The sequence below is a fragment of the Mycobacterium hippophais genome, from assembly GCF_027529605.1.
Lineage (GTDB): Bacteria > Actinomycetota > Actinomycetes > Mycobacteriales > Mycobacteriaceae > Mycobacterium > Mycobacterium arseniciresistens.
Window position 1 is genome coordinate 515,285 of sequence record NZ_JAPZPY010000001.1, and the last position, 21,779, is coordinate 537,063.

Below are 21,779 nucleotides of genomic sequence, written 5' to 3' on the forward strand. Positions count from 1 at the left end.
CACGGAGTTGAAGCGTTTGAGCGGGAGAACGCAGAACTCAAGCGCACGGAATTCTGGAGGCAGTTTCGGCTTTCTTCGCGGCCGAACTCGACCGGCCACAGCGGTAGTTGCGAAATTCGAGCGCTGAGCATCAGGCCTTCGCGCGGGCTGGCGCTGCGCCATGAGGACGTTGAGGTGGCCCGTCGCATGGTGTTGCGGCTGATGGTCCCTCGAGCCGGCCCGCACCCACCGCGCTACCGACGGCGCCGAATCCTCACACGGATCGGCCCTCCCGCGATCATCGTGAAGTGGAGTGCAAGCGGGAATTCCGTGTCCAGCGAGTCGATCTGAACTCGGCGAATCAGCGTCGCGAGTGCCAGCGTGACCTCCAGCATGGCGAAGTGATCGCCGATGCACGAGCGGGGGCCTCCACCGAATGGGATGTACTGCCAGCGATCGATGGCTTTGGCCCGCTCGGGGGAGAACCGGTCGGGATCGAAGCGCAGCGGATCGTCCCACAACGTGGGGTCCCGTTGCACGGCCATTCTGCCGACCAGCAGCATCGTTCCCGCCTCGACGCGGTATCCACCGACGTCGATGTCGCGGTACACCATGCGGGTTCCCGTCGGAGCAGGGGGACAGAGCCGCAGCGACTCCCGCACGACCTGGGTGGTGAACGTCAGGCGAGAGAGGTCATCTGGTGTCAAGGCCCGATCCGGCAGGGCCGCCACTTCGGCCGCGACCCGCTCTTGCAGGTCGGCGTGATGCCCCAACGCCCACGCGGCATAGCTCAAAGTGGTCGCAGTGGTGTCGTGACCAGCGAATAGGAACACGATCAGCTCGTCGCAGATCTCGTCGTCGGACAGCGCCGCACCGGTCGCCGGATCACGCGCCGCCAGAAGCGCACGGGCCAGCGGCGCAACCAGCGTCGGATCCGCTCGGCAACCACGCAGGATCTCGCGCGCCACGTCGTGCACCATCGCGCTGGCTGCGCGGGCACGTCGACGGGCGGGGGTGGGAAGCCAGCGAGGAACCCGCACGGGCCGGGTAGCCCGAGTGATCGCGTAGGTCAACGCGACACGCAACGGTTCCGCGACGGCGCCGTCGTGTTGCTCAAGGTCGATGCCGAGCACAGAACGCCCCAGCGCCCGCAACGTCAGCATGCGGGCGTCAGCATCCAAGTCGACGATGGCACCTTCGCACCACGTCTCGGCCACCGCTTCCGCGGCCTCGGCCATGTGACCCCCGAACTCACCGACTGCCTGCTTGGTGAACACCGGCTGCAGCGTGCGTCTCCGTGACACCCACCGGGCGTGCGGAAGATTGGCGAGATTCGCCCCGAGGATCGCGCGCATTTCATCGAAGATGGGGGTCGTCTTGTCGACGGAATCGTCCTTGATACTCAGTACGTCGCGGATGCCGCGAGGGGACGTCACCATCACGATCGGCGGCATCAACCAGCGCGGACCCAGCTTGAAGCGCGACACCGGTCCGCCCGCGTCGCGCAACCGTTCCGGTCCGGTGTGAAATGTCCTGAGGGCCCCGACGCGCTGCCGGTAGGGCAGCGGATTTTTCGGCGCCAGCGGCAACGACGTTTGATCGCCTGTGCTCTGGTCGAGCATCGCGTCCCTCCTTGATACAACCCTGCGGGCGACGCCCCGCGATCAAACCTAAGGGATCACGACGACTGCATACGTGGCGTCCGGAAGCTCGACATCCATGTGCCCGTTGACAGGGCTGCGACCGCGCTGGCCGTTGCCGCCGCCCAATCCGGACACCACGTTGCATACGCCCCGGCGACGGGACTGATCACCCACCCTCGACCCCTTCCGTCGCACACTGAAACGTATGCGGCACAGCGAATCCCGAGACTTCGAGCTGGAGCGACGAGAGACGACCCGACGTTGAGCTTAGCAGGGCTAATTCTTCTTGTTTCAAGGATTCGCAATGCGCGTCAATATGGTCGCGCACGCACTACCAACACAGCGGGATATTCGGGCCTTCCCCGTCTGCGGTGCGCGGCACCACGGGCAGCGCGATCACCGCGTCGTCGCCCTCTTCCGCGGGACGGTCCGCATCGTGGCCCGGCATCACCCGGCGTGCGATCCGATGCGTTCGAGGTGCACGGGCAGGGTGTCCGCCGGGGTGGGCCCGGTCCCCCAGGTCAGCGGGACCCGGTACTCCGCGGGCGTGCGCCACTCGAATCGCCGCAGCATCTGGTGCATCACGGTCTTGACGGTCATGTCGGCGAAGTGCTGGCCGATGCACTTGTGAGCCCCGCCGCCGAACGGGGCGAAGGCGTAGCGGCTGATCGACTCGTGCTGGGCAGCGGTGGTGAAGCGGTCGGGGTCGAAGGTGTCCGGATCGGGCCACCAGTCGGGTAGTCGCATGGAGGCGTACACGTTGATCGCGATCTGGCTGTGGCGCGGAATGTAGTGGCCGCAGATCTCCGTGTCGGTGATCGCCTGACGGAACAGCGTCCCGGCCGGCGCATACATCCGGAGGATCTCCTTGAACGCGGCGTCGAGCAGGGGGTAATGCTCGAGGTGCGCCGACGTCGGTGAGTCGATCGGCCGCTGCGCGGCTTCGCCCCTCAATCGGGATTGCCAGGCGTCATTGCGGCCGAGCTCGTAGACCAGCATCGACAGCGCGATGGCCGTGGTGTCGTGGGCGGCCATCAGCAGGAAGATCATGTGGTTCACGATGTCCTGGTCGCTGAACCGTTCGCCGTCATCGCTCTCACTGCGGCACAGCATGGAGAACAGGTCGGCGCCGTCGCCGCGGCGGCGGTCGTGGATCTGGTCGTGGAAGTACTTCTCGAGGCGCCTCCGGGCGCGGAGGCCGCGTGCCCAGGTGCCACCGGGAACGTCGGCCCGGATGACGGCCTGGCCGCCGTGCACGGTGTCGTGGAAGTCGCGAATGAGTTGGTCGGCCTCCGGGCCCAACTCGGTGCCGATGAACACCTCGGCCGCCTGTTGGAGCAGCAGATGCTTGACCGATGGATACATCGGGAACCGTTGTCCCGGCCGCCATGCGTCGAGCGCCTCGGCGATCCCGCTCCAGGTGAGGGAGAGGTAGCCGTCGAGGGCGCTGCGAGTGAACGCCTGCTGCATGATCCGGCGGTGGTCGCGGTGTTCTTCGAAGTCGAGCAGCATGATGCCGCGGTGGAAGAAGGGTCCGATGACGGGCTGCCATCCGCGGGTGCTGGAGAGCGCCTTGTCCTTGTTGATCCACGCGGTTTCCAGTGCTTGCGGGCCGAGCAGTGTCACGATGCGGAAGCCGACGCCGCCGGCCCACGAGACCGGGCCGTACTCCGCGTAGCGACGGCGCGCGAAGTCCAGCGGGTCAGTCGTCGAGGACAGGATGTGACCGAGGAAGGGGAACCCGTAGTTCCCCATCACCGGTGCGAGAGGTGATCCGGCCGGCGGCGTCGCGAGTGGCCGTTCACCGCTGGGATAGCGGGATGTGACGGCGGCACCGAGTGATTGGAGGCGGTGCGTGACCCCGGCCGTCATCGGGGAAGCCGGTCGAGATATGCGCGGCGGGCGGCGTCGTCGTAGTCCCCGGGCGGCCGGCTCCTGGTGACGAAGCGTTTGGCGGCCTGAAGCAGGCGTTCCGGGGCGGCTTCCTCGAGGGTGCCGATCGGTGCGAGCCATCGCGGGACGGTGATCTCGTGTGCGGGCCGGTGTGCGGTGTCGGCGATCGCGCGACCCACCTGTTCGGGTTGCAGTGTCGGCTGCAGATCGAGCGCGACACCGGAGGTGAGTTCGGTGTTCACCGCCGCGGGCAGGACGGTGGTCACAGTGACGGCGGTGTGCGCTATCTCGGCGCGCACGGCCCGCGACAGAGCGGCCACCGCGAACTTGGTGGCGCAGTAGACCGCGATGCCCGGGGTCGTCACCTTGGCGGCCATCGAGGCGACGTTGACGATGTGGCCGCAGTTGCGGGCCAGCATGTCGGGCAGGAAGACGTGCATGCCGTTGATGACGCCACCGAGGTTCACCGCCACCTCCTGGTGATGCCCGTCGAGGCCCTGCTCCACGAACGGTCCCAGCCGCATGATCCCGGCATTGTTGACGAGCATCCGGACCGGGCCGTCGGCACTGGCGGCCGCCAGGAACCGCCTCACGCTTTCCTCTTTGGTGACATCGAGATGCGTTGCCTGCACGCCGATCTCAGCACCGGTGCGGGACGCTTCGTGCTCGTCGAGATCACCGATCCACACCCGTGCGCCACGCCTGGACAGTTCGGCAGCGGTGGCACGACCGATGCCGCGGGCGCCGCCGGTCACACACACGACGGCCCCGTCGAGTTCGATCACGAGGCGGTGTTCCGGTCTTCGAGAGGGCGCAATGCGAAGTGAGCGATGGTGCGGATCTCGCCGCTGTGCATCGTCAGCAGTGCCCTGCCGAGGTACAGCCCTGGCAGCAGCTCGACGATCTCGTCACGGGTGCGCTTGATCGGGAACGTCCGCACGCTCGGGTTGCGGTACTCCTCCACGCCGTAGTCGAGCGCGATCAGCGGGATCCTCGGCGCGACCAGACCGACATCGGCGCCGTAGCTGAACGCGAACCCGACCATCTCCGGGCCGACCCGGCGCAACCCCCGGTAGAGCGGTGCGATCACCCGCATGGCGTACCGCGCCAGCGGGATCAGACGGTTGAACCCCGTTCCCGTTCGGGCGTCGAACGTCTTGCCGCGCCACGTCGGGTTGATCGCGAGCAGCGGATTCGCCAGCGCGGCTTCGGGGACGTTGAACAGCTTGCCCACGATCAGGCCTTCGTAGGCACCGTCGAGCCGCTCGGGCTGCGTACCCGCGGCGAACAGGGCGCCGATCTCGCTGCGTCGATCGGCATCGCCGAGTTCCCGGAGATAACGCCACCCCTCGATGCGTGCCCGACGCGGCGCGCCGTCCGCGAGGTCGCGCAACTCGTCCAGTACCGGATGGCCAGCCGGCCGGGACCCATGCGCCGGCGCGCCGGCGCTCGCGGTGGTCGGTGTGGTTGACATGACGAGTGTCCTCTCGGTCAGGGCTATTCTGGTACCGAACTGTGCCAAATAGCCGAGACTGCTGTCAACACCTCGACGGAGTCGGTGACGAACGGCGGCGAATGCCACGATGGTGGACATGAGTGCTCAGCCCGCACGCAGCTACGGCGGCGTCGACGCCGCCGAGCGAATCCGAGTGCGCAGAGGCCAACTCATCGACGCCGCCCTGGAGATCATGGCTGCCGACGAGTGGCGGGCCGCGACCGTGGCCAAGGTCTGCCAGGCCGCCGGGCTGAACAAGCGGTACTTCTACGAGAGCTTCACCGACCTCGATTCCCTGGCGGCCGCCGCCGTGGAGGACACCGCGGGTCGAGTCGCCGAGGCCGCGGTCCTCGCGTTCAGCTCCTCGGCGGATCAACCGCTGCGCGACAGGGCGTTTCACAGCATCGACGCCGCGGTGCGCGCACTCGTCGACGATCCCCGGCGGGCCCGCGTGCTGTTCGACGCCGTCTCGGCGTCCCCGGCTGTGCTCGCCCACCGCGTGGTCGTCGTGCAGGGGCTCGCGCTCGTCCTCGTCGCCCACGCCCGCGAGATCCATGACGTGAAACTCGAACAGGACACCCTCGCCCGGGTCGCGCCGGCATTCCTGGTGGGCGGCACGGCGGAGGCGATCCTTGGCTGGCTCAACGGCAACGTCGACACCACCCTCGAACAACTCATCGACGACCTGACCACGCTCTGGCTCATCACCGGCGACGGCGCCGCCGAGCACGCCCGCCGGCGGCTGGACTCCGGCGCGGCGGACTGACCGGCACGGACAGGCCGTCCCTACACGCCCAGGATCGCCAACATCGAGTAGTGCGTGGAGGGCTTCTCGACGTCGTAGATGATCGCGCACATCAGCAGCAGGGCACTGGTCAGCCCGATGACCGCCCACAGCGACCACGGCGGGCCGACGTCCGTGCGCGATTGCAGCACCCGCTGCGTCCAGGCCTGGCTGAGGCTGTCCAGATTGCTGAAAGAGGTTGAGAGCACGGTCTTCTGCGTGTCGGTGCGGGCCTGGGTTTCCTCGTAGGCCGAATAGAGTCGCGTCAACGCCTCGTCAGCCTCGGGATAGGAGTTGCCCCGGTCGCTGTCCGGCTGGTCGAACACGAAACCGACCACTCCGAACGCGAACCGAATGACGCAGACCGTCGTCCGCGATCGGACGTTGCTTCCTCGCAGTCACCGGTCTGAACTGCACATACTCTGTGGAGCTAAGGGGAATCGAACCCCTGACCTTCTCGATGCGAACGAGACGCGCTACCAACTGCGCTATAGCCCCTTGCGGAGACAAAGGCTACCAGTCGCGCCGCGAGTGCCGAAAATCGACTACTGGCCGGCAGCGCGCGGCAGATCGTAGTGCCGGGCGAATGACGTGTAGTCGAGGTGTTCGAACGCCGGATCCTCGTCGTCGATCTCCAGCACCGCCGCACCCGGGCGACGCAGTCGGGCCGGCACCACGTCGAGCTTCTGATCCTCGGCGTTCTCCACGCCGAGCCGCGATCGCATCATCCGCTGCGCCCGCCGGCGCCGCAGCCGCTCCTCGATGCGGGTCTGGCGGCGCAGGTACATCAGGTACATCAGCGTGATGGCGCCGGTGGTCGCACAGAGCCACCACGCCCACGGCGCGACGAGGTATGCGACGGCGGCCGACGCCATGATTGCCACGGCCATCGACACCAGCGTCCGCATGCGGAACCGGTACTTGCGGGCGCTGACCGCGGCCGCTGTCTTCGACTCGTTCCTGCGACGGCGTGCGGCGCTCATCGAGTCGGCGACGTGCAGGTCGGACTCCGACGGCGCCTCCAGGCCGGAGGAGTCGGCGACGTACTCGTATTCGTCGTCGGTGCCGTCGAATTCGTCGTCGGCCTCCGCTTCGACGGTCTGGTCTTCGGTGGCCTCGTCTTCGATGGCCTCGTCCTCGAGGGCCTCGACTTCGGTGGCCTCGTCTTCGATGGCCTCGTCTTCGATGGCCTCCGCCACGTCCGCGGCTGCCTCGGCGACCACCGGCTCGGGGGCGTGGAACTCGAGCGGCAACTCGGGTTCGTCGATCACTGACCTGCCCACCGGTAGGGCGCCGGAGGCTTCGTCGACGACGTCGACGTCGAGATAGTCGGGTTCAGCGTCGGTGCCGGCGGCGGCCGCGAGCACCATCGCACGCTGCGGCCGGACCTCCTCCTCGTCGAGTTCGTCGCGGTCGTCGAGTTCGTGGAGGTGGTCGTCCTCGTCGGGCTGCCAGTGCGGGTCGCTGTTGTGCCCGGCGGCCGGACCGCTGCGCCGCAGCTTCGACCTGCGTCCGGTGTCGAGCACCCGCGTGGCCAAGGCCACGTCGCTGGTGCGGCGAACCGCGTCGCGCTTGCTGATCAACATCGGAACCAACACGAAGAGCCAGAGCACGACGAGAGAAATCCAGAGAAGAGATTGGGGGATGCTTGGCATGACGCCGGCTCCTTTCCCCGTTCAGGCTAGGTCTGTGACCAGCGCGTCCGGGGATGACGCGCCGAGGACAATTACACACCTGTAATTCGCAGGATACAAGCACCACGAGTAACACGTGTCACACGCGTCACGGAATTGCTCGCGAATTCCACATCCGGGTCGCGATCGCTGCGACAACACAGCCCTCGTGCAGAAGTCGGCGGCCGATCGGTCAGGCCCAGTGCGCGCGACCGCTGCGCACCAGCGCGGCCGCAGCCGTACCGTTCATCTCCTCGATCGTGATCGCCACCAGCAGGTGGTCCCGCCAGGCGCCGTCGACCTCGAGATAGCGTTTGAGCAGACCTTCCTGACGAAATCCGACCTTGCCCAGCACCGCGCGGCTGGCGGCGTTCTCCGGACGCACCGTCGCCTCCACACGGTGCAGCATCACCTGACCGAAGCAGTGGTCGAGACCGAGCGCGAGCGCCGCGGTCGCCACTCCCCCGCCTGTGCGCTGGCTCGTCACCCAGTACCCAATCCACGCCGACCGCAGCGCGCCGTGGGTGACGTTGCCGATCGTCAGCTGTCCGGCGAACTGGCCGTCGACTTCGATGACGTACGGCAGCATCCGGCCCCTGCGCGCTTCGGCCCGCAGACTCGAGCAGACCGTCGGCCACGACGAAAGCGCGTGTCGCACCTGCCAATCCACTGCCGCCGTCGGCTCCCACGGTTCGAGTTGCGTCCGGTCGGCCAACCGCAGCCGGCTCCACTGCGCGGCATCGCGCAGCCGGATCGGACGCAGCCGCACCACTCCGGCGGGCACCCGCAACGGCCCGGCCGGCGTCGGCCAGCCCGGATGCATCGGACTCGCACGCAGGAAACTCATCGCCTGCCGGTCAGCCGCGCTGCGCCAGGAATGCCACGTCGACGACCTCGCCGGTGCGGACCTCCTCGGTCTCGGCCGGCACTGTCACCAGGCAGTTCGCCTCGGCCAGCGTCGCGAGCAGATGGGACGACGATCCAGGGGCGCCGCCGAGGGCCTGCACCAGGTATTCGCCGGTGTCCTGGTCGCGCATCAGCTGCCCGCGCAGGAATCCCTTGCGGCCGGCCACCGACGTGATCGGCGACAGGGTGCGAGCAGGCACCACGCGGCGCATCGGCGCGCGCTTCCCCAGCGAGAGCCGGATCAGCGGCCGCACCATCACTTCGAACACCACCAGCGCGCTTACCGGATTGGCGGGCAGCAGGAAGACCGGAACACCGTCGCGGCCCAACTGACCGAAGCCCTGTACCGACCCGGGGTGCATGGCGATGCGGGTCACCTCCATCTCGCCGAGCTCGGAGAGCACGGCCCGCACCTGCTCGGCCGCGACGCCGCCCACCGCGCCGGCGATCACCACCACCTCGGCCCGGTTGAGCTGGCCCTCGACGATCTCCCGCAACTCCGCCGGATCGGTGGTGTCGACGATGCCGACCCGGTTCACCTCGGCGCCCGCGTCGCGGGCGGCGGCGGCGAGCGCATAGGAGTTGACGTCGTAGACCTGGCCGTTGCCCGGTGTGCGGGAGATGTCGACTAGTTCGCCGCCCACGCACATGATCGTCAGCCGCGGCCGCGGATGGACGAGCACGCGCTCGCGGCCCACCGCGGCGAGCAGTCCGACCTGCGCGGCGCCGATGATCGTGCCCGCGCGCACCGCGACGTCGCCGGGTTGTACGTCGTCACCGGTGCGGCGCACGTAGGCCCCCGAGCGGACGCCGCGCAACACCCGCACCCGGTTCTTACCGCCGTCGGTCCATCGCAGCGGGAGCACCGCATCGGCGAGCGTCGGCATTGGAGCGCCGGTCTGCACCCGCGCGGCCTGGCGGGGCTGCAGCCGGCTGGGCGTGCGCGCTCCCGCCTCGATCTCCGCCATCACCGGCAGGCTGACCTCGCGCTCGCCGTCCTCGTCGTCGGCGCCGGGCCGATCACCGAGGCCGAGGCCGAGAACGTCGACGCTGCGCACCGCATACCCGTCGATCGCGGCCTGGTCGAACCCCGGCATCGGCCGTTCGGTCACGACCTCCTCGGCGCACATCAGGCCCTGTGACTCGGCGATGGCCACCCGCACCGGTCGCGGCGCCACCGCGGCGGCGGCCACCCGGGCCTGCTGCTCCTCAACCGAACGCACAACACGCCTTTCTGCCATCCGCGGGCCGTGCCGTGGAGCAGTGCTCGCCTACGGTCGGGTCAGCCCTAGTCGTTCGATCAACCACTCCCGCAGTTCGGGACCGTAGTCGTCGCGTTCCAACGCAAAGTCAACCGCAGCCTTGAGGTAGCCGCCGGGATTTCCCAGGTCGTGTCGAGAACCGCGATGCACGACCACGTGCACGGGATGGCCCTCCTCGATCAGCAGCGCGATCGCGTCGGCGATCTGGATCTCGCCGCCCGCCCCGGGTTCCACCCGGCGCAGCGCGTCGAAGATCGCCCGGTCGAGCACGTAGCGGCCGGCGGCGGCGTACAGCGACGGCGCGTCCTCCGCCTTGGGCTTCTCGACCATGCCCTTGACCCGCAGCACGTCGGGATTGGCCGCGTCAGGCACGGTTTCGACGTCGAAGACGCCGTACGCGCTGATCTTGTCGGGTTCGACCTCGATGGCGCACAGCACGGATCCGCCCCGCTCGGCACGCACCTTCGACATCGTCTCCAGCACTCCGGTGGGCAGCACGAGGTCGTCGGGCAGCAGCACCGCGATGGCGTCCTCATCGGGCCCGAGGATCTTCTCGACGCAGCCGATCGCGTGACCGAGGCCGAGTGGCTCGTCCTGCACCACCGACTCGACCTTGATCAGATCGGGTGCGCGGCGCACCTTTTCGAGCATCTTGTCCTTGCCGCGTTCCTCGAGCGTGCTCTCGAGCACCAGATCCTCGACGAAGTGCGCGACGACGCCGTCCTTGCCCTCGGAGGTGACGATGACCAGCCGGTCGGCGCCTCCCTCGGCAGCCTCGGCGGCCACCAGCTCGATGCCCGGCGTGTCGACCACCGGCAGCAGCTCCTTGGGCACGGTCTTGGTGGCCGGCAGGAATCGTGTTCCCAGCCCGGCGGCGGGCACGACCGCGGTGGACGGAATGGGCACCTCGGGACGAGTCACGCTGACACACTAGCCGCGCCGGTGCCGTTGAAACCCTGCCGGATGTCGCCGGATGTCATGGTGGACGCGTGCCCACTGCGTCCAAGGCCGAGCTGCGCGCGCGGATCCTGTCGGCTCGCCGCGCCACGACGGCCGCGGAGCACGACGCCGATGCGCAGACACTGGCCGCTCACCTTCCGACTCTGGTGGATGCGGGGCAGACGGTGTGCGCGTACGTGCCGGTCGGCTCGGAGCCCGGGTCGGTCGTGATGCTCGACGCCCTGTCGGCGCTCGGGGTGCGGGTGCTGCTACCGGTGGCCCGCGAGGATTCCGCGGCCGTCCCGCTGCCGCTGAGCTGGGGCGAATACCGGGTGGGCGTCCTGGTCGAGGCGCGGTACGGCCTGCTCGAACCGCCACCGCCATGGCTGCCCGCCGACACCGTCGCCACCGCGGCCCTGGTGCTGGTACCGGCCCTGGCGGTCGATCGCACAGGGACCCGGCTGGGCCGCGGCGCCGGCTTCTACGACCGGACGCTGCGCCTGGCCGATCCGGCGGCCCGGCTGACGGCGGTGGTCCGCGACGACGAACTCGTCGACCGGCTGCCGGCCGAATCCCACGACGTGCCGATGACCCATGCGCTGACTCCGCGTGGCGGGCTGACCGCGCTCGGCTAGCTGCGGACGGCCCGCATTCCGCCCTCGCCGCGGTGATGCGCAGGCACGCCGGGCCCGGCGTGCTCGGCGTTGTGCACGGCGTCCTTGACCAGCTGGCGGACGTGGTCGTTCTCCAGGCTGTAGAAGATCGTCGTACCCGCGCGGCGGGTCCGCACCAGCCGCGCCATCCGCAGCTTCGCCAGGTGCTGCGACACCGACGGCGCCGGTTTGCCCACCCGCTCCGCCAGCTCGTTGACCGACAATTCGTCGCCGACCAACGCCCACAACACCTGGACGCGGGTCACATTGGCGAGCATGCGGAACACCTCGACGATCAGTGCGGCCTGCTCCTCGTGGAGCGGCTCGCGAGGCCCATCGGTGCCTGCGGTCATCGGAGAATTCTAGGCCAGTGGGTCAATGATCTATTATCTGCTTATGCACGCAGATACGGGCACACGGCGGGACTAGTCGATGCTTCGCGTCCTGCGCAACAGGACCTTCGCTGCGCTGTTCGCGGCCCAGGTGGTGGCACTGCTCGGCACCGGCCTGCTGACCGTGGCGCTCGGCCTCCTGGCCTACGACCTCGCTGGAGACGGCGCCGGAGCGGTGCTCGGGACTGCGCTTGCGATCAAGATGGCCGCCTTCGTGTTCGTCGCGCCGGTCATCATCGCGTTGACTCACCGACTGTCTCGCCGGCGCCTACTCGTCGCGGCCGACACGGTCCGGGCCGTCATCGCCCTGTCGCTGCCCTTCGTGGAGCACGCGTGGCAGATCTACCTGTTGATCTTCGTCCTGCAGGCCGCGTCCGCGACATTCACGCCGGTGTTCCAGTCGGTGCTGCCCGCGGTGCTCGTCGACGAGGACGACTACACCCGCGGCCTGTCCATGTCCCGCCTGGCCTACGACCTGGAGTCGCTGCTGAGCCCGGTGGTGGCCGCGGCGCTGCTGACCATCACCACCTACGACCATTTATTCCTCGGCACCGTGCTGGGGTTCGTCCTCTCCGGCCTGCTGGTGCTGCGGACGCCGCTGCCCGTCGGATCAGTGGCTCGCACCGCGGGCTCCCTCCTGCAGGCCACGACGCTCGGCGCGCGCCTGATGTGGCAGCGGCCGGTGCTGCGGGCGTTGTTGATGCTCAACATGGCGGTCGCCGCGGCCACGGCGCTGGTGGTGGTCAACTCGGTGGTGTACGTGCACTACCTCCTCGAAGCCGACGGTTCCGCGATGGCGGTTCTGCTCGCCTGCTACGGCGGCGGTTCGATGGTCGTCGCGCTCGCACTCCCCCGCCTGTTGTCGGCGATCACCGATCGTCGGGTCATGGTCACCGGCGCGGCGGCCGTGGCCACCGGCCTGGCCGCCGCGGCGGTGGTGCTCGCGACCCACCCGCCCGCACCCGTCGCGTGGCCACTGCTGGCGACCCTGTGGGTGGCGCTGGGCGCCGGCACGTCACTCGTGAACACCCCGGCCGCCAGGCTTCTGCGGTTCCAGAGCGAGGCCGACACTCGGACAACGGTGTTCACCGCCCAATTCGCACTGTCACACGCCTGCTTCCTCGTCACCTATCCGCTCGCCGGGTGGCTCGGCAGCCTCGCCGGTCAACCGGTCGCCGCCGCCGCGCTGGCCGGCCTCGCCTGCGCTGCAGCGGTTCTCGCGAGGCGGACCTGGCCGGCCGCGGTCGGCATCGAGAATCGAGTTCCGGCCGTCGGGGCGGTCTGAAGCCGGACAGCGATTCGCCGTCCCGGCCACGGTCACGACGGGCGCGCCGTACGCTTCGGCCATGGATCTCGGGGGCAAACGAGTACTGATCACCGGCGCGTCGCGTGGGATCGGCGAGGCGATGGCCCGGTCGTTCGCCGAAGCCGGCGCGACCGTCGCGCTCGTCGCACGCAGCGCGGACGCGTTGCGAGCGCTCGCCGACGGCCTCGGCGGCACCGCGCACGCCGCCGATCTGGCCGACCCCGCCCAGGTGGACGCGTTGATCGGCCGGGTCGAGGACGAGGCGGGCCCTGTCGACGTATTGGTGAACAACGCAGGGATCGAGAGCAGCGCAGGATTCACCGACGCACCGGACGGCGAACTGCAGCGGGTGACGCAGGTCAACTACCTTTCTCCGGCCGAACTCTGCCGTCGTGCGACACCGCGGATGCTCAGCCGAGGCGGCGGCCATATCGTCAACATCTCCTCGATGGCGGGCGCCGCGGTGTTTCCCGGGCTCGTCAGCTACGGCGCATCCAAGGCGGCGCTGTCCCACTTCACCTCGGGGTTGCGCGTCGACCTGCGGGGCCTGCCGATCGGGACGACCCTGGTGGAACTCGGTCCGGTGCCGACCGACCTGCTGGCCAAGGCCGACAACTACGCGCCGACCCGCGACAGCTTCGACCGGCTCTACCGGCTGCACCTGCTCGCCGACATGCCTCGGGAGAAGGTGGCCGCCGCGATCGTCGAGGCGGTACGCAAGGGCCGTCGCCACGTGCGGTTACCGAGGCGGGCGGCGCTCTTCCCGGGTCTGGTCGAAGCCCCACGGCGGCTCACGGAGTTGGTCCTCACCGGTGTGGCGCACCAGCCGCGCTGACCGTGGAATGACGTCGGCCGCGTAGCGGTTCTAGCACTTGACACGATAGAGTGCTAAAGAACTTTGTGACCGTCTCGGAGGTTTCCTTGCCTACCTACTCGTATGCGTGCACCGCGTGTGACAACAAGTTCGACGTGGTGCAGGCCTTCAGCGACGACGCACTCTCGCAGTGCCCGAAGTGCGAAGGGCGGCTGCGCAAGCTCTTCGGCAAAGTGGGCGTGGTGTTCAAGGGCAGTGGCTTCTACCGCACCGACAGCCGCGAGGCCGCCAAGAGCACGAGCAACGGTTCGGCGAAGAGCTCCGACGCGGCGGGCTCCACCTCCTCGTCGAGCGACTCCTCGAGCTCCAGCTCGTCGGGCTCGTCGAGCGACTCCGGCAAGAGTTCGAGCTCGACGTCCGGTTCCAGCTCGTCGAGTTCCGCTCCGGCTGCCGCCGCGTCGAGCTGACAGTTATCCACAGCCCGCCGGATTGACCGCGCGGATCGGTCCCTGCCCTGCCTAGCGTGGCGGGATGGGGGAATCGCTCGATCCGACGCCGGTCGATCGGCTCACCGCGGCACTACGGCCGGACTGGTCGCGCACCGTGGCGGCACGCCGGATCGTCGCGGGTGTGCTCGTTCTGTTGGCCGCGTTGATCGCGGTGCGCTCGGATCCGCGTGGCGACCACGTCGACGTCCTCGTCGCCGCGCATGACCTACCTCCCGGCCAGCCGCTGGCGGACGCCGATCTGCGTGTTGAAAGCCGTTCGGCGACAACAGTTCCCGACGGGGCATCGGCGGATTCCGCGGCTGTCGTCGGCAAGACCCTGGCCGGACCGGCCCGACGTGGCGAGGTGCTCACCGACGTGCGCCTTCTCGGACCGCGTCTGGCCGAGTCGGCGGCGGGTCCGAACGCGCGCATCGTGCCGCTGCATCTGACCGACACCGCGCTGCTCGACCTCGTCCGGCCGGGTGATGTGGTCGACGTGCTGGCCGCCCCCGATTCGGGTCCAGGGCCCGGCGACGACGCCCACCCGCGGCTGGTGGCCGGTGAGGCGATCGTGGTGCTCGTGTCCGGGAAGCAGCAGGGCCCGGGCGCCGGCGACCGCGTGGTGCTGGTGGCGCTACCGGCTCACGACGCCAACTAGGTGGCGGGCGCCTCGCTGACACACGCGATCACCTTGACCTTCCACTGATTCGGCACTGCGCCGAAAACAAATCCGCCCCCGGCCGCAGGGCCGGGGGCGGATCGTCAGACTGTCAGATCACCAGTCGCCGAGCGCGGGTCCGCCGCCCGTCAGCGGGCCTTCGCCGGCCGGCGTGAACTCACCCTCGAACAGCGGGCCGGTGGCCGAGCCGGAGACCGCTTTAACGGAATCCCGGACGCCGGCGTTCTCACCGTTGGTCTGCGCGTGAACGATGGTCGTGTCGGCGGTACGGCCCTCTCCGCCCTGTCCACGGGCGGCACCGATGTCGGTCAGGCGGATGCCGTCCTCGTTCACCGCAACAGCCGCGCGGCTCGTCACCTCTGGCGACGGTGCGACCTCTTCGACTTCGGCGCCGGCGGTGCCGAGGCCGAGCGTCATGGCGGCAGCTGCGACGGCAAACGACCCGGCTCCTACGATGCCCAGCTTCTTCGCACGACGAGTGAGCGCCTTGGCGTGTGCTGCCATCAGAATTTCCCCTTTTGTTTGGTTGACGGGGCGGAGCCCGGAGTGTGCGTGGTTTGCACAGGTTAACAGGGATCGTCGAGCAGGTCGCGCCGTACACGAGTCTTTGCGAACAACAGGATAAAAGCGCCCTTTCAACACCGACAGCCATCGCGAATATGGCAGGTCCGGCGGCGCGGCAGCCTGGATGGACGGGCGCCATATCGTCGAGCTCTCGGTGGAGCGCGCCGGTGCCGAGCTGGTTCGGAGTACGGCGTCAACGCCGTCGCCAGCGTTCAGTCCGGTGACGTCGTCGGGGTGCACGACGAGCCAGGCGCCTGCGTGCTTCCGCCCATCCTGCGACGCGCTTCGTATGCGGGCACACGTTGATCGCCGGGACAAAAATCAGCCCCCGGCCGCTGGGGCCGGGGGCGGATCGTCAAACTGTCAGATCACCATTCGCCGATCTCTGGCCCGCCGCTCTCCAGCGGTCCTTCGCCGGCAGGCGAGAACTCGCCCTCGAACAGCGGTCCGGTGGCTGAGCCGGAGACGGCCTTCACAGAGTCCCGGACCCCGGCATTGTCACCGTTCGACTGCGCATGAACGATGCCCGGGTCGGCGGTACGTGCCTCTCCGCCCTGGCCACGAGCGGCTCCGATGTCGACCAAGCGAACACCGTCTTCGTTGATCGCGACGGCCGCGCGGCTCGTCACCTCAGGCGCCGGTGCGACCTCTTCCACTTCGGCGCCGGCGGTGCCGAGGCCGAGCGTCATGGCGGCCGCGGCGACGGCGAACGACCCGGCTCCCACGAGGCCCAGCTTCTTCACACGACGAGTGAGCGCCTTGGCGTGTGCTGCCATCAGCATTCCCCTTTTTTGGTAGACGGGACGGAGCCCGGTAGGTTCGCGACCTCCAAAGACTAGCAGTGCCGAGGCGTTCCCGCTTGCCCAAACTTGTTGCCGCCCTTGCCATCTGGGAGACACCTACCGTTCACGTCGCCGCCATTTCTCCGACGCCGGAGAGGGGCAGGGCCGGCGGGTCGGCTTTACCGTCCGAACAGGGTCATCGACCGCTACCGTTCCCCTGAAGCGAGCCACAGGAAACGACGGAAGGGTCATGCACATGCTCAAGGGGTTCAAGGAATTCATCGCTCGGGGCAACGTCATCGATCTGGCGGTCGCGGTGGTCATCGGCGCGGCGTTCACCGGCCTCGTCACCGCGTTCACCCAGAACGTCATCCAACCGTTGATCGACCGCATCGGCGCGGGACCCGACGCAAAGTACGGCGTCTTGCGCATCCCGCTCGGAGGCGACCAATTCGTCGACCTCAACGCCGTGCTGTCGGCCGCGATCAACTTCCTCATCGTCGCCGCGGTGATCTACTTCGTGATCGTGCTGCCGTTCAAGAAGCTCAAGGAGCGGGACGCGAAGGTCGAGACGAGCGAAACCGAGTTGACGCTGCTGACCGAGATCCGCGATCTGCTTCGCGCTGATGCCGCGGGCGCGGGCGCGGGCGCCGCACCCGGCGCGCACAGTCAGCGGGAGGACCATTCCGAGGAGTGACCGACACCCGGATACGAGAACGGCCCCCGGTGGATGACACCGGGGGCCGTTTCCGTCAGAGCTGGGTCAGTTCATGTTCCACGGTTCGCCGTAGGTGGTGACGCTGTCACCGGTCGAGGCGATCAGCCGGGCGAACGGACGCAGCAGCACACCGCCGGCCGCACCGGTGACGGTGCCATGAGCGTTCGAGACCGCGACCGAGCCGTCGGCGCCTTCCACGTCCACCGAGAACGTCGCGACTTCCTGGATGCCGGGGCCGTTGCCCAGGTCAGCCGAGATCGACACGCCCGGGAACAGCGGCGGGGTCTGGATGCCCTCGAGCAGGGTGCCGGTGTCCGAGTCGAGACCGTCGAAGGCGATGTTCGGCGTGGTGTAGCTGAAGTTGATGCCCACACCCAGCGACCAGGGGAAGCCCACCTGGTAGCCCAGCTCCAAGGAGCCCTCGAACTCGTCGGCGCCCTCGCCGGCCACGATGTAGGTCGCCTTGCCGGAGTGGAACCACTCACGGGTCAGCCGGTTGCGGTCGAGCGGGAACACACCGTTGAGGTAGGTGTCGTGCTGCTGGATGGTCAGTGTCCGGCCCTGGCCGTCGAGCAGGCTCAGCTCGTTGTCCAGACCTGCGTTTGAGGTGCCCGTGCTCGCGAAGAGACCCGCGATGGCCGCGACCAACGCGATCAGCACCCGACTGATTGCCTTCATGTTCTCCCTAGCTTGTTCGAGGGCGAGTCCAAGAACCCACCAGTCTGTTTTTCGGTGCCTGGCCGTCCGTACACCACACACCTCGCAAGATCTTCATGTGAGGCGAATTAGAAACTTCACATTCGGTTCTTACGGCTTGCTCATCGTTGACACGGGAAACATAACGGGGCGACATCACCCCGGCAACGCAAGCGATCGTCGCGCGCCGAACCCGTGCGGGGTGTCTGGCAATTTGCTGAGCGCTTGGGCGCAGCGACTCGCGATGCGCTTTGCGAAGATGAGCGACCCGTGTCCGCGAGGCCCTTTCCGCGCGCGGGGGCCGCATCCGCCGGGTCACAGCGCCGAACCGAACACTCCGCACGCGCCTCGTCGCAATCATAAGGCCAGCTCAGAGGCGGTGATCGAAACAATCGCGGCACAACATCCGGCGTACTGCGGGCCGCCGTCCGGCGACCCGTGCGACTGTCAATTGACACGCGCGTAGGGTGACGCGCCGCCCGTCGCGTTGTTAACTGAACCCGCGCACCATCGCCCCGGGGATGTCACATCACACCCATGGTGTGACGAGAATCACATTATGTGCGTATGCGCTGTTCACCGGCCCGTAACCTACGGACACGCGAACGCCAGCTTCAAGGTCAGGAATAGGGGGTGGTCGACCAGTGGCCATTCCGAATGTGCATCGTTCGATGCACGAAGTGGATTGCTCGCCGACGAACTGGTCGGCCGAGAGGCCCCCATTCGGCTACGCCGTGGCACGCCGCGGTGAGAGCGTCAGGCGGGGGAGTTAGGACACCCGGATACGAGAACGGCCCCCGGTGGATGACACCGGGGGCCGTTTCCGTCAGGGCTGGGTCAGTTCATGTTCCATGCTTCGCCGTAGGTGGTGACGCTGTCACCGGTCGAGGCGATCAGCCGGGCGAACGGACGCAGCAGCACACCGCCGGCCGCACCGGTGACGGTGCCATGAGCGTTCGAGACCGCGACCGAGCCGTCGGCGCCTTCCACGTCCACCGAGAACGTCGCGACTTCCTGGATGCCGGGGCCGTTGCCCAGGTCAGCCGAGATCGACACGCCCGGGAACAGCGGCGGGGTCTGGATGCCCTCGAGCAGCGGGTTCGCATTTTCGCCGTCCGGCACAAATGTGGAGTCAAGGCCGTCGAAGGCGATGTTCGGCGTCGTGTAGCTGAAGTTGATGCCCACACCCAGCGACCAGGGGAAGCCCACCTGATAGCCCAGCTCCAAGGAGCCCTCGAACTCATCGGCGCCCTCGCCGGCGACGATGTAGGTCGCCTTGCCGGAGTGGAACCACTCACGCGACAGCCGGTTGCGGTCGAGCGGGAACACACCGTTGAGGTAGGTGTCGTGCTGCTGGATGGTCAGTGTCCGGCCCTGGCCGTCGAGCAGGCTCAGCTCGTTGTCCAGACCTGCATTTGAGGTGCCCGTGCTCGCGAAGAGACCCGCGATGGCCGCAACCAACGCGATCAGCACCCGACTGATTGCCTTCATGTTCCCCCTAGTTCGTGCTGCCGGTGCCTGGCCGTACCCGTTAACCACACACCTCGCAAGATCTTGATGTGGAGCGAATTAGAAACTCCACAACCAGCTCTTACGAATTACTCAGCGTTGACAGGAGGAACATAACGGTGCGGCCACACCCGGGCAACGCCCACCGATGGTCGCGCGCCGGAATTTCACCGAGAAGGCGTCAATTTGCTGCTTGCAGTGATCGGGGCGCCGGCTGCCCCGGGATCGATCGCGCGGCCCGCGACGCCCGAAGCCTGGACGCGTGCCGACGGGGTGGGGTCAGGTCACCGCGACGGCGCAGGCGCCGCGGAATCCTGGCCTTGCTCAAGCGCAGCCGGTCAGTCGTGGTGGGGAGGACGGTTCTCGCGAAGCCAATCGTCGTGCTGCGCGCTGGCGTCCGACGACCCCTGGTCCCGTTCATCGGCAGTGGTGTCCGGCAGCACGTCACCGAAGACCTCGTTAACTGGCGACGCCGGCCGCCGTGCGGGATCACTCACTCCAGAACCGTCCTGTGATCAACATCACATTTGCGGCGGTCAGATTTCCAGGCTGGACAGCTGACCGATGATCTGGACGGCCAGCGGATTCAGTGTCGCCATCCCGTCGCGCACCGCGGCACGCGAACCCGCGATGTTGACCACCAGCGTGCTGCCCGAGACACCGGCCAGTCCGCGGGAGAGTCCCGCGTCGACGATTCCCGCCGACAGACCCGAGGAACGCAGCGCCTCTGAGATCCCCAGCAGCTCGCGGTCGAGGATGTCGAGCGTGGCCTCGGGGGTGACATCGCGCGGGGTGACCCCGGTGCCTCCCACGGAGACCACCAGGTCGACGCCGCCGATGACCGCGGTGTTGAGCGCGTTGCGGATCTCGACCTCATCGGCGGAGACCACCACGACACCGTCGACCACGAACCCGGCCTCGCCGAGCAGTTCGGTGACCAACGGCCCGCTGTGATCTTCTTCGCCGTGCGCGGTGCGGTCGTCGACGACGACGACCAGTGCGCGGCCCACCAACTCCCCTGGCTGTTCCATGAGTGCAACCGTATATCCGGGGCCGGACAGCGGCGCAGCCACCAGCACGGTCTCCAAACCGTCGCCCGACATCACTGCTCTGCCTTGCCGAGGGTGACCTGCGCGGTCTGCGGCTTGCCGGACGGGTCGAGGTAGGTCAGCGTGACCTTCTCACCGGGCGCTTTCGACCGCACCGCGGCGACGAGGGCGTCGGCGCTGTTGATGACGCGATCGTCGACCTTGGTCACCACCACGCCGCTGGGCAGGCCCGCCGCCGCCGCCGCACCGCCGCCGGTGACCTCGACGATCTTTGCGCCGTCTGTCGCGGTGTCGTCGCTGACCTGGACGCCGAGCGACGCGCGCGACGCGCTGCCGTCTTGGATCAATTCGTCGGCGATGCGCTTGGCCTGGTCGACGGGGATCGCGAAGCCGAGGCCGATCGAGCCGCTTCGCGCTTCCGGAGAGTCGCCGCCCATGGTCGCGATGGCCGAATTGACGCCCACCAGTTCGCCGTTCATATTGACCAGCGCGCCACCGGAGTTACCCGGGTTGATCGCGGCGTCGGTCTGGATGGCGTCGAGCACGGTGTTCTGATTGCGGGTGTCGCCGCCTGCGGCCACCGGGCGGTTCAACGCGCTGATGATGCCGGTGGTGACGGTGCCCTCGAGGCCGAGCGGCGACCCGATCGCCACCACGTCCTGCCCCACCCGCAGGTTGCCCGACGAGCCGAGTGTGATCGGCGTCAGGTCGGACACCCCCTCGGCACGCACCACCGCGATGTCGCTGCTGGGGTCCGTGCCCACGACGGTGAACGACGCCGTGCGGCCGTCGAAGAACGTCACCTTGGTCTGCGCCGGAGGCTGCGACCCGGCGTTGCCCGGCAGCCCGGGGAAGCCCGGAGCGCCGCGGCCGCCGGGTTCACCCGTCGCCGCCGCTACCACGTGGTTGTTCGTCAGAATGAGGCCGTCGGAGGTCAGGATGATGCCCGACCCCTCTTCCGATGCCCGGCCGAGGTCGGTCTCGAGCTTGACGACGCTGGGCACCACCTTGGCCGCCACCTGCTCCACCGAGCCGGCGGGCAGCGCCGCGGCGGGCACGGTGGGTGCGGCGCCGCCGAAGGTCGAACCAAGGCTCGGCCTGTCGGGCTGGGCCAGCACCGCGACGCCGCCGCCGACGCCCGCCGACACGACGGCGATCGCCAGTGCGCCGGCAGTCAACATCCCTGCGCGGGAACGCTTCCGGGTGGCCGGCACGACCGCGGGCGCGGAGCGGTACGGGTCGTACGGCGAGCGGAACTGCTGCTGCCCGGCCTGCTGGGTGGCGTAGCGCCAGTCGTAGGACTGCTGATGGGTCTGCTGGTGGTACGGATCCGGCCGGTGCGCTCCCGGGTATCCGGGCGCCGCGGGCTCATTGCCACCAGGCGCACGGCCCGGCTGCGGTGGCGAGTACCTCGGGTGGTTCGTCATTCGCTGGTGAGCTCTTCCTCGTGAAGGGATCCGACAACTTCTCCAACGCGCTTCGTAGGCTCACAGTGCCCATGCGGGCTGAGAATCCACTTAGAGATGATTCGGTGCCGGCCGAGACTTGGCGTGCG

Annotated in this window: 23 protein-coding genes and 1 tRNA gene; 7 read left to right on the top strand and 17 right to left on the bottom strand. The window is 68.4% G+C overall.

Translation table 11 applies throughout. The features are described 5' to 3' along the window. Positions 1-233: 233 nt before the first annotated feature. The 4 genes from O6P37_RS02490 to O6P37_RS02505 all read right to left on the bottom strand — a co-directional run bounded on the left by O6P37_RS02490 (position 234) and on the right by O6P37_RS02505 (position 4,989). Complete coding sequence (locus O6P37_RS02490) at positions 234-1,601, bottom strand: cytochrome P450 (protein ID WP_269892572.1); 1,368 nt, start codon at positions 1,599-1,601, stop codon at positions 234-236. A gap of 468 nt (positions 1,602-2,069) precedes the next feature. After that, entirely contained in the window at positions 2,070-3,494 is a 1,425-nt protein-coding gene (locus tag O6P37_RS02495; RefSeq protein ID WP_269892573.1) for a cytochrome P450, read from the bottom strand. Continuing rightward, positions 3,491-4,300, bottom strand: coding sequence for an SDR family oxidoreductase (locus O6P37_RS02500; protein ID WP_269892574.1), 810 nt, complete (start codon positions 4,298-4,300; stop codon positions 3,491-3,493). Before O6P37_RS02500 ends, O6P37_RS02495 begins: the two co-directional genes overlap by 4 nt. After that, entirely contained in the window at positions 4,297-4,989 is a 693-nt protein-coding gene (locus O6P37_RS02505) for a hypothetical protein (protein WP_269892575.1), read from the bottom strand. Before O6P37_RS02505 ends, O6P37_RS02500 begins: the two co-directional genes overlap by 4 nt. Positions 4,990-5,107: 118 nt before the next feature. Between O6P37_RS02505 and O6P37_RS02510 the strand changes: the two genes are divergently transcribed. After that, positions 5,108-5,776 (top strand): TetR/AcrR family transcriptional regulator, encoded by a 669-nt coding sequence (locus tag O6P37_RS02510; RefSeq protein ID WP_269892576.1) that lies wholly within the window; start codon positions 5,108-5,110, stop codon positions 5,774-5,776. Between the two features lie 20 nt (positions 5,777-5,796). Here O6P37_RS02510 and O6P37_RS02515 read toward each other — a convergent pair whose 3' ends face one another. The 6 genes from O6P37_RS02515 to O6P37_RS02540 all read right to left on the bottom strand — a co-directional run bounded on the left by O6P37_RS02515 (position 5,797) and on the right by O6P37_RS02540 (position 10,556). Continuing rightward, entirely contained in the window at positions 5,797-6,120 is a 324-nt protein-coding gene (locus O6P37_RS02515; RefSeq protein WP_269892577.1) for a bestrophin-like domain, read from the bottom strand. A gap of 99 nt (positions 6,121-6,219) precedes the next feature. After that, positions 6,220-6,292: transfer RNA gene (locus tag O6P37_RS02520), tRNA-Ala, on the bottom strand. 47 nt (positions 6,293-6,339) lie between these two features. After that, complete coding sequence (sepX, locus tag O6P37_RS02525) at positions 6,340-7,449, bottom strand: divisome protein SepX/GlpR (RefSeq protein ID WP_269892578.1); 1,110 nt, start codon at positions 7,447-7,449, stop codon at positions 6,340-6,342. 211 nt (positions 7,450-7,660) lie between these two features. Further along, positions 7,661-8,314, bottom strand: coding sequence for a GNAT family N-acetyltransferase (locus O6P37_RS02530; RefSeq protein WP_269892579.1), 654 nt, complete (start codon positions 8,312-8,314; stop codon positions 7,661-7,663). A gap of 10 nt (positions 8,315-8,324) precedes the next feature. Continuing rightward, positions 8,325-9,596 carry a molybdotransferase-like divisome protein Glp gene (glp, locus tag O6P37_RS02535; protein ID WP_269892580.1) on the bottom strand — a complete coding sequence of 424 codons (1,272 nt, stop codon included), beginning with the start codon at positions 9,594-9,596 and terminating at the stop codon, positions 8,325-8,327. A 48-nt stretch (positions 9,597-9,644) separates the two neighbouring features. Then, the gene (locus O6P37_RS02540) at positions 9,645-10,556 is read right to left on the bottom strand and encodes a UTP--glucose-1-phosphate uridylyltransferase (protein WP_269892581.1); all 912 of its coding nucleotides are present in this window, start codon (positions 10,554-10,556) and stop codon (positions 9,645-9,647) included. 68 nt (positions 10,557-10,624) lie between these two features. Here O6P37_RS02540 and O6P37_RS02545 point away from each other — a divergent pair, with 68 nt between their 5' ends. Further along, positions 10,625-11,209 carry a 5-formyltetrahydrofolate cyclo-ligase gene (locus O6P37_RS02545; RefSeq protein WP_269892582.1) on the top strand — a complete coding sequence of 195 codons (585 nt, stop codon included), beginning with the start codon at positions 10,625-10,627 and terminating at the stop codon, positions 11,207-11,209. Here O6P37_RS02545 and O6P37_RS02550 read toward each other — a convergent pair. Further along, entirely contained in the window at positions 11,206-11,580 is a 375-nt protein-coding gene (locus O6P37_RS02550; RefSeq protein ID WP_269892583.1) for an ArsR/SmtB family transcription factor, read from the bottom strand. The genes O6P37_RS02545 and O6P37_RS02550 overlap by 4 nt on opposite strands. A gap of 79 nt (positions 11,581-11,659) precedes the next feature. Between O6P37_RS02550 and O6P37_RS02555 the strand changes: the two genes are divergently transcribed. From O6P37_RS02555 to O6P37_RS02570, 4 genes are all read left to right on the top strand, one after another. After that, on the top strand, positions 11,660-12,904 hold the full coding sequence (locus O6P37_RS02555) for an MFS transporter (RefSeq protein ID WP_269892584.1): 1,245 nt from the start codon (positions 11,660-11,662) through the stop codon (positions 12,902-12,904). Between the two features lie 61 nt (positions 12,905-12,965). Next, positions 12,966-13,760 (top strand): SDR family NAD(P)-dependent oxidoreductase, encoded by a 795-nt coding sequence (locus tag O6P37_RS02560; RefSeq protein ID WP_269892585.1) that lies wholly within the window; start codon positions 12,966-12,968, stop codon positions 13,758-13,760. A gap of 86 nt (positions 13,761-13,846) precedes the next feature. Beyond that, on the top strand, positions 13,847-14,206 hold the full coding sequence (locus tag O6P37_RS02565) for an FmdB family zinc ribbon protein (RefSeq protein WP_264012529.1): 360 nt from the start codon (positions 13,847-13,849) through the stop codon (positions 14,204-14,206). Positions 14,207-14,270: 64 nt separating this feature from the next. Next, a complete protein-coding gene (locus O6P37_RS02570; protein WP_269892586.1) occupies positions 14,271-14,885 on the top strand; it encodes an SAF domain-containing protein in 615 nt (204 codons plus the stop codon). Between the two features lie 117 nt (positions 14,886-15,002). Here O6P37_RS02570 and O6P37_RS02575 read toward each other — a convergent pair whose 3' ends face one another. Further along, entirely contained in the window at positions 15,003-15,410 is a 408-nt protein-coding gene (locus tag O6P37_RS02575; protein WP_269892587.1) for a hypothetical protein, read from the bottom strand. A gap of 428 nt (positions 15,411-15,838) precedes the next feature. Next, entirely contained in the window at positions 15,839-16,246 is a 408-nt protein-coding gene (locus O6P37_RS02580) for a hypothetical protein (RefSeq protein WP_269892588.1), read from the bottom strand. Between the two features lie 262 nt (positions 16,247-16,508). On the opposite strand from O6P37_RS02580, the gene mscL reads away from it, so the two are divergent. After that, positions 16,509-16,949, top strand: coding sequence for a large-conductance mechanosensitive channel protein MscL (gene mscL, locus O6P37_RS02585; protein WP_269893149.1), 441 nt, complete (start codon positions 16,509-16,511; stop codon positions 16,947-16,949). A 66-nt stretch (positions 16,950-17,015) separates the two neighbouring features. Here the strand turns inward: mscL and O6P37_RS02590 are convergent, their stop codons facing one another. From O6P37_RS02590 to O6P37_RS02605, 4 genes are all read right to left on the bottom strand, one after another. Continuing rightward, a complete protein-coding gene (locus O6P37_RS02590) occupies positions 17,016-17,648 on the bottom strand; it encodes an MspA family porin (protein WP_269892589.1) in 633 nt (210 codons plus the stop codon). An 855-nt stretch (positions 17,649-18,503) separates the two neighbouring features. Then, positions 18,504-19,157 (bottom strand): MspA family porin, encoded by a 654-nt coding sequence (locus tag O6P37_RS02595; RefSeq protein WP_269893150.1) that lies wholly within the window; start codon positions 19,155-19,157, stop codon positions 18,504-18,506. A 554-nt stretch (positions 19,158-19,711) separates the two neighbouring features. After that, positions 19,712-20,254, bottom strand: a complete 543-nt coding sequence (locus O6P37_RS02600) for a MogA/MoaB family molybdenum cofactor biosynthesis protein (protein WP_264013248.1) — start codon at positions 20,252-20,254, stop codon at positions 19,712-19,714. A 23-nt stretch (positions 20,255-20,277) separates the two neighbouring features. After that, positions 20,278-21,651, bottom strand: a complete 1,374-nt coding sequence (locus tag O6P37_RS02605) for a S1C family serine protease (protein ID WP_269892590.1) — start codon at positions 21,649-21,651, stop codon at positions 20,278-20,280. Between the last annotated feature and the right edge of the window lie 128 nt (positions 21,652-21,779).

Coding starts and splice junctions, on each gene's coding strand:
- O6P37_RS02490 (WP_269892572.1), bottom strand. CDS start 1,601: ATGCTCGACCAGAGCACAGGCGATCAAACGTCGTTGCCGCTGGCGCCG.
- O6P37_RS02495 (WP_269892573.1), bottom strand. CDS start 3,494: ATGACGGCCGGGGTCACGCACCGCCTCCAATCACTCGGTGCCGCCGTC.
- O6P37_RS02505 (WP_269892575.1), bottom strand. CDS start 4,989: ATGTCAACCACACCGACCACCGCGAGCGCCGGCGCGCCGGCGCATGGG.
- O6P37_RS02510 (WP_269892576.1), top strand. CDS start 5,108: ATGAGTGCTCAGCCCGCACGCAGCTACGGCGGCGTCGACGCCGCCGAG.
- sepX (WP_269892578.1), bottom strand. CDS start 7,449: ATGCCAAGCATCCCCCAATCTCTTCTCTGGATTTCTCTCGTCGTGCTC.
- O6P37_RS02530 (WP_269892579.1), bottom strand. CDS start 8,314: ATGAGTTTCCTGCGTGCGAGTCCGATGCATCCGGGCTGGCCGACGCCG.
- O6P37_RS02550 (WP_269892583.1), bottom strand. CDS start 11,580: ATGACCGCAGGCACCGATGGGCCTCGCGAGCCGCTCCACGAGGAGCAG.
- O6P37_RS02555 (WP_269892584.1), top strand. CDS start 11,660: ATGCTTCGCGTCCTGCGCAACAGGACCTTCGCTGCGCTGTTCGCGGCC.
- O6P37_RS02560 (WP_269892585.1), top strand. CDS start 12,966: ATGGATCTCGGGGGCAAACGAGTACTGATCACCGGCGCGTCGCGTGGG.
- O6P37_RS02570 (WP_269892586.1), top strand. CDS start 14,271: ATGGGGGAATCGCTCGATCCGACGCCGGTCGATCGGCTCACCGCGGCA.
- O6P37_RS02575 (WP_269892587.1), bottom strand. CDS start 15,410: ATGGCAGCACACGCCAAGGCGCTCACTCGTCGTGCGAAGAAGCTGGGC.
- O6P37_RS02580 (WP_269892588.1), bottom strand. CDS start 16,246: ATGGCAGCACACGCCAAGGCGCTCACTCGTCGTGTGAAGAAGCTGGGC.
- mscL (WP_269893149.1), top strand. CDS start 16,509: ATGCTCAAGGGGTTCAAGGAATTCATCGCTCGGGGCAACGTCATCGAT.
- O6P37_RS02590 (WP_269892589.1), bottom strand. CDS start 17,648: ATGAAGGCAATCAGTCGGGTGCTGATCGCGTTGGTCGCGGCCATCGCG.
- O6P37_RS02595 (WP_269893150.1), bottom strand. CDS start 19,157: ATGAAGGCAATCAGTCGGGTGCTGATCGCGTTGGTTGCGGCCATCGCG.
- O6P37_RS02605 (WP_269892590.1), bottom strand. CDS start 21,651: ATGACGAACCACCCGAGGTACTCGCCACCGCAGCCGGGCCGTGCGCCT.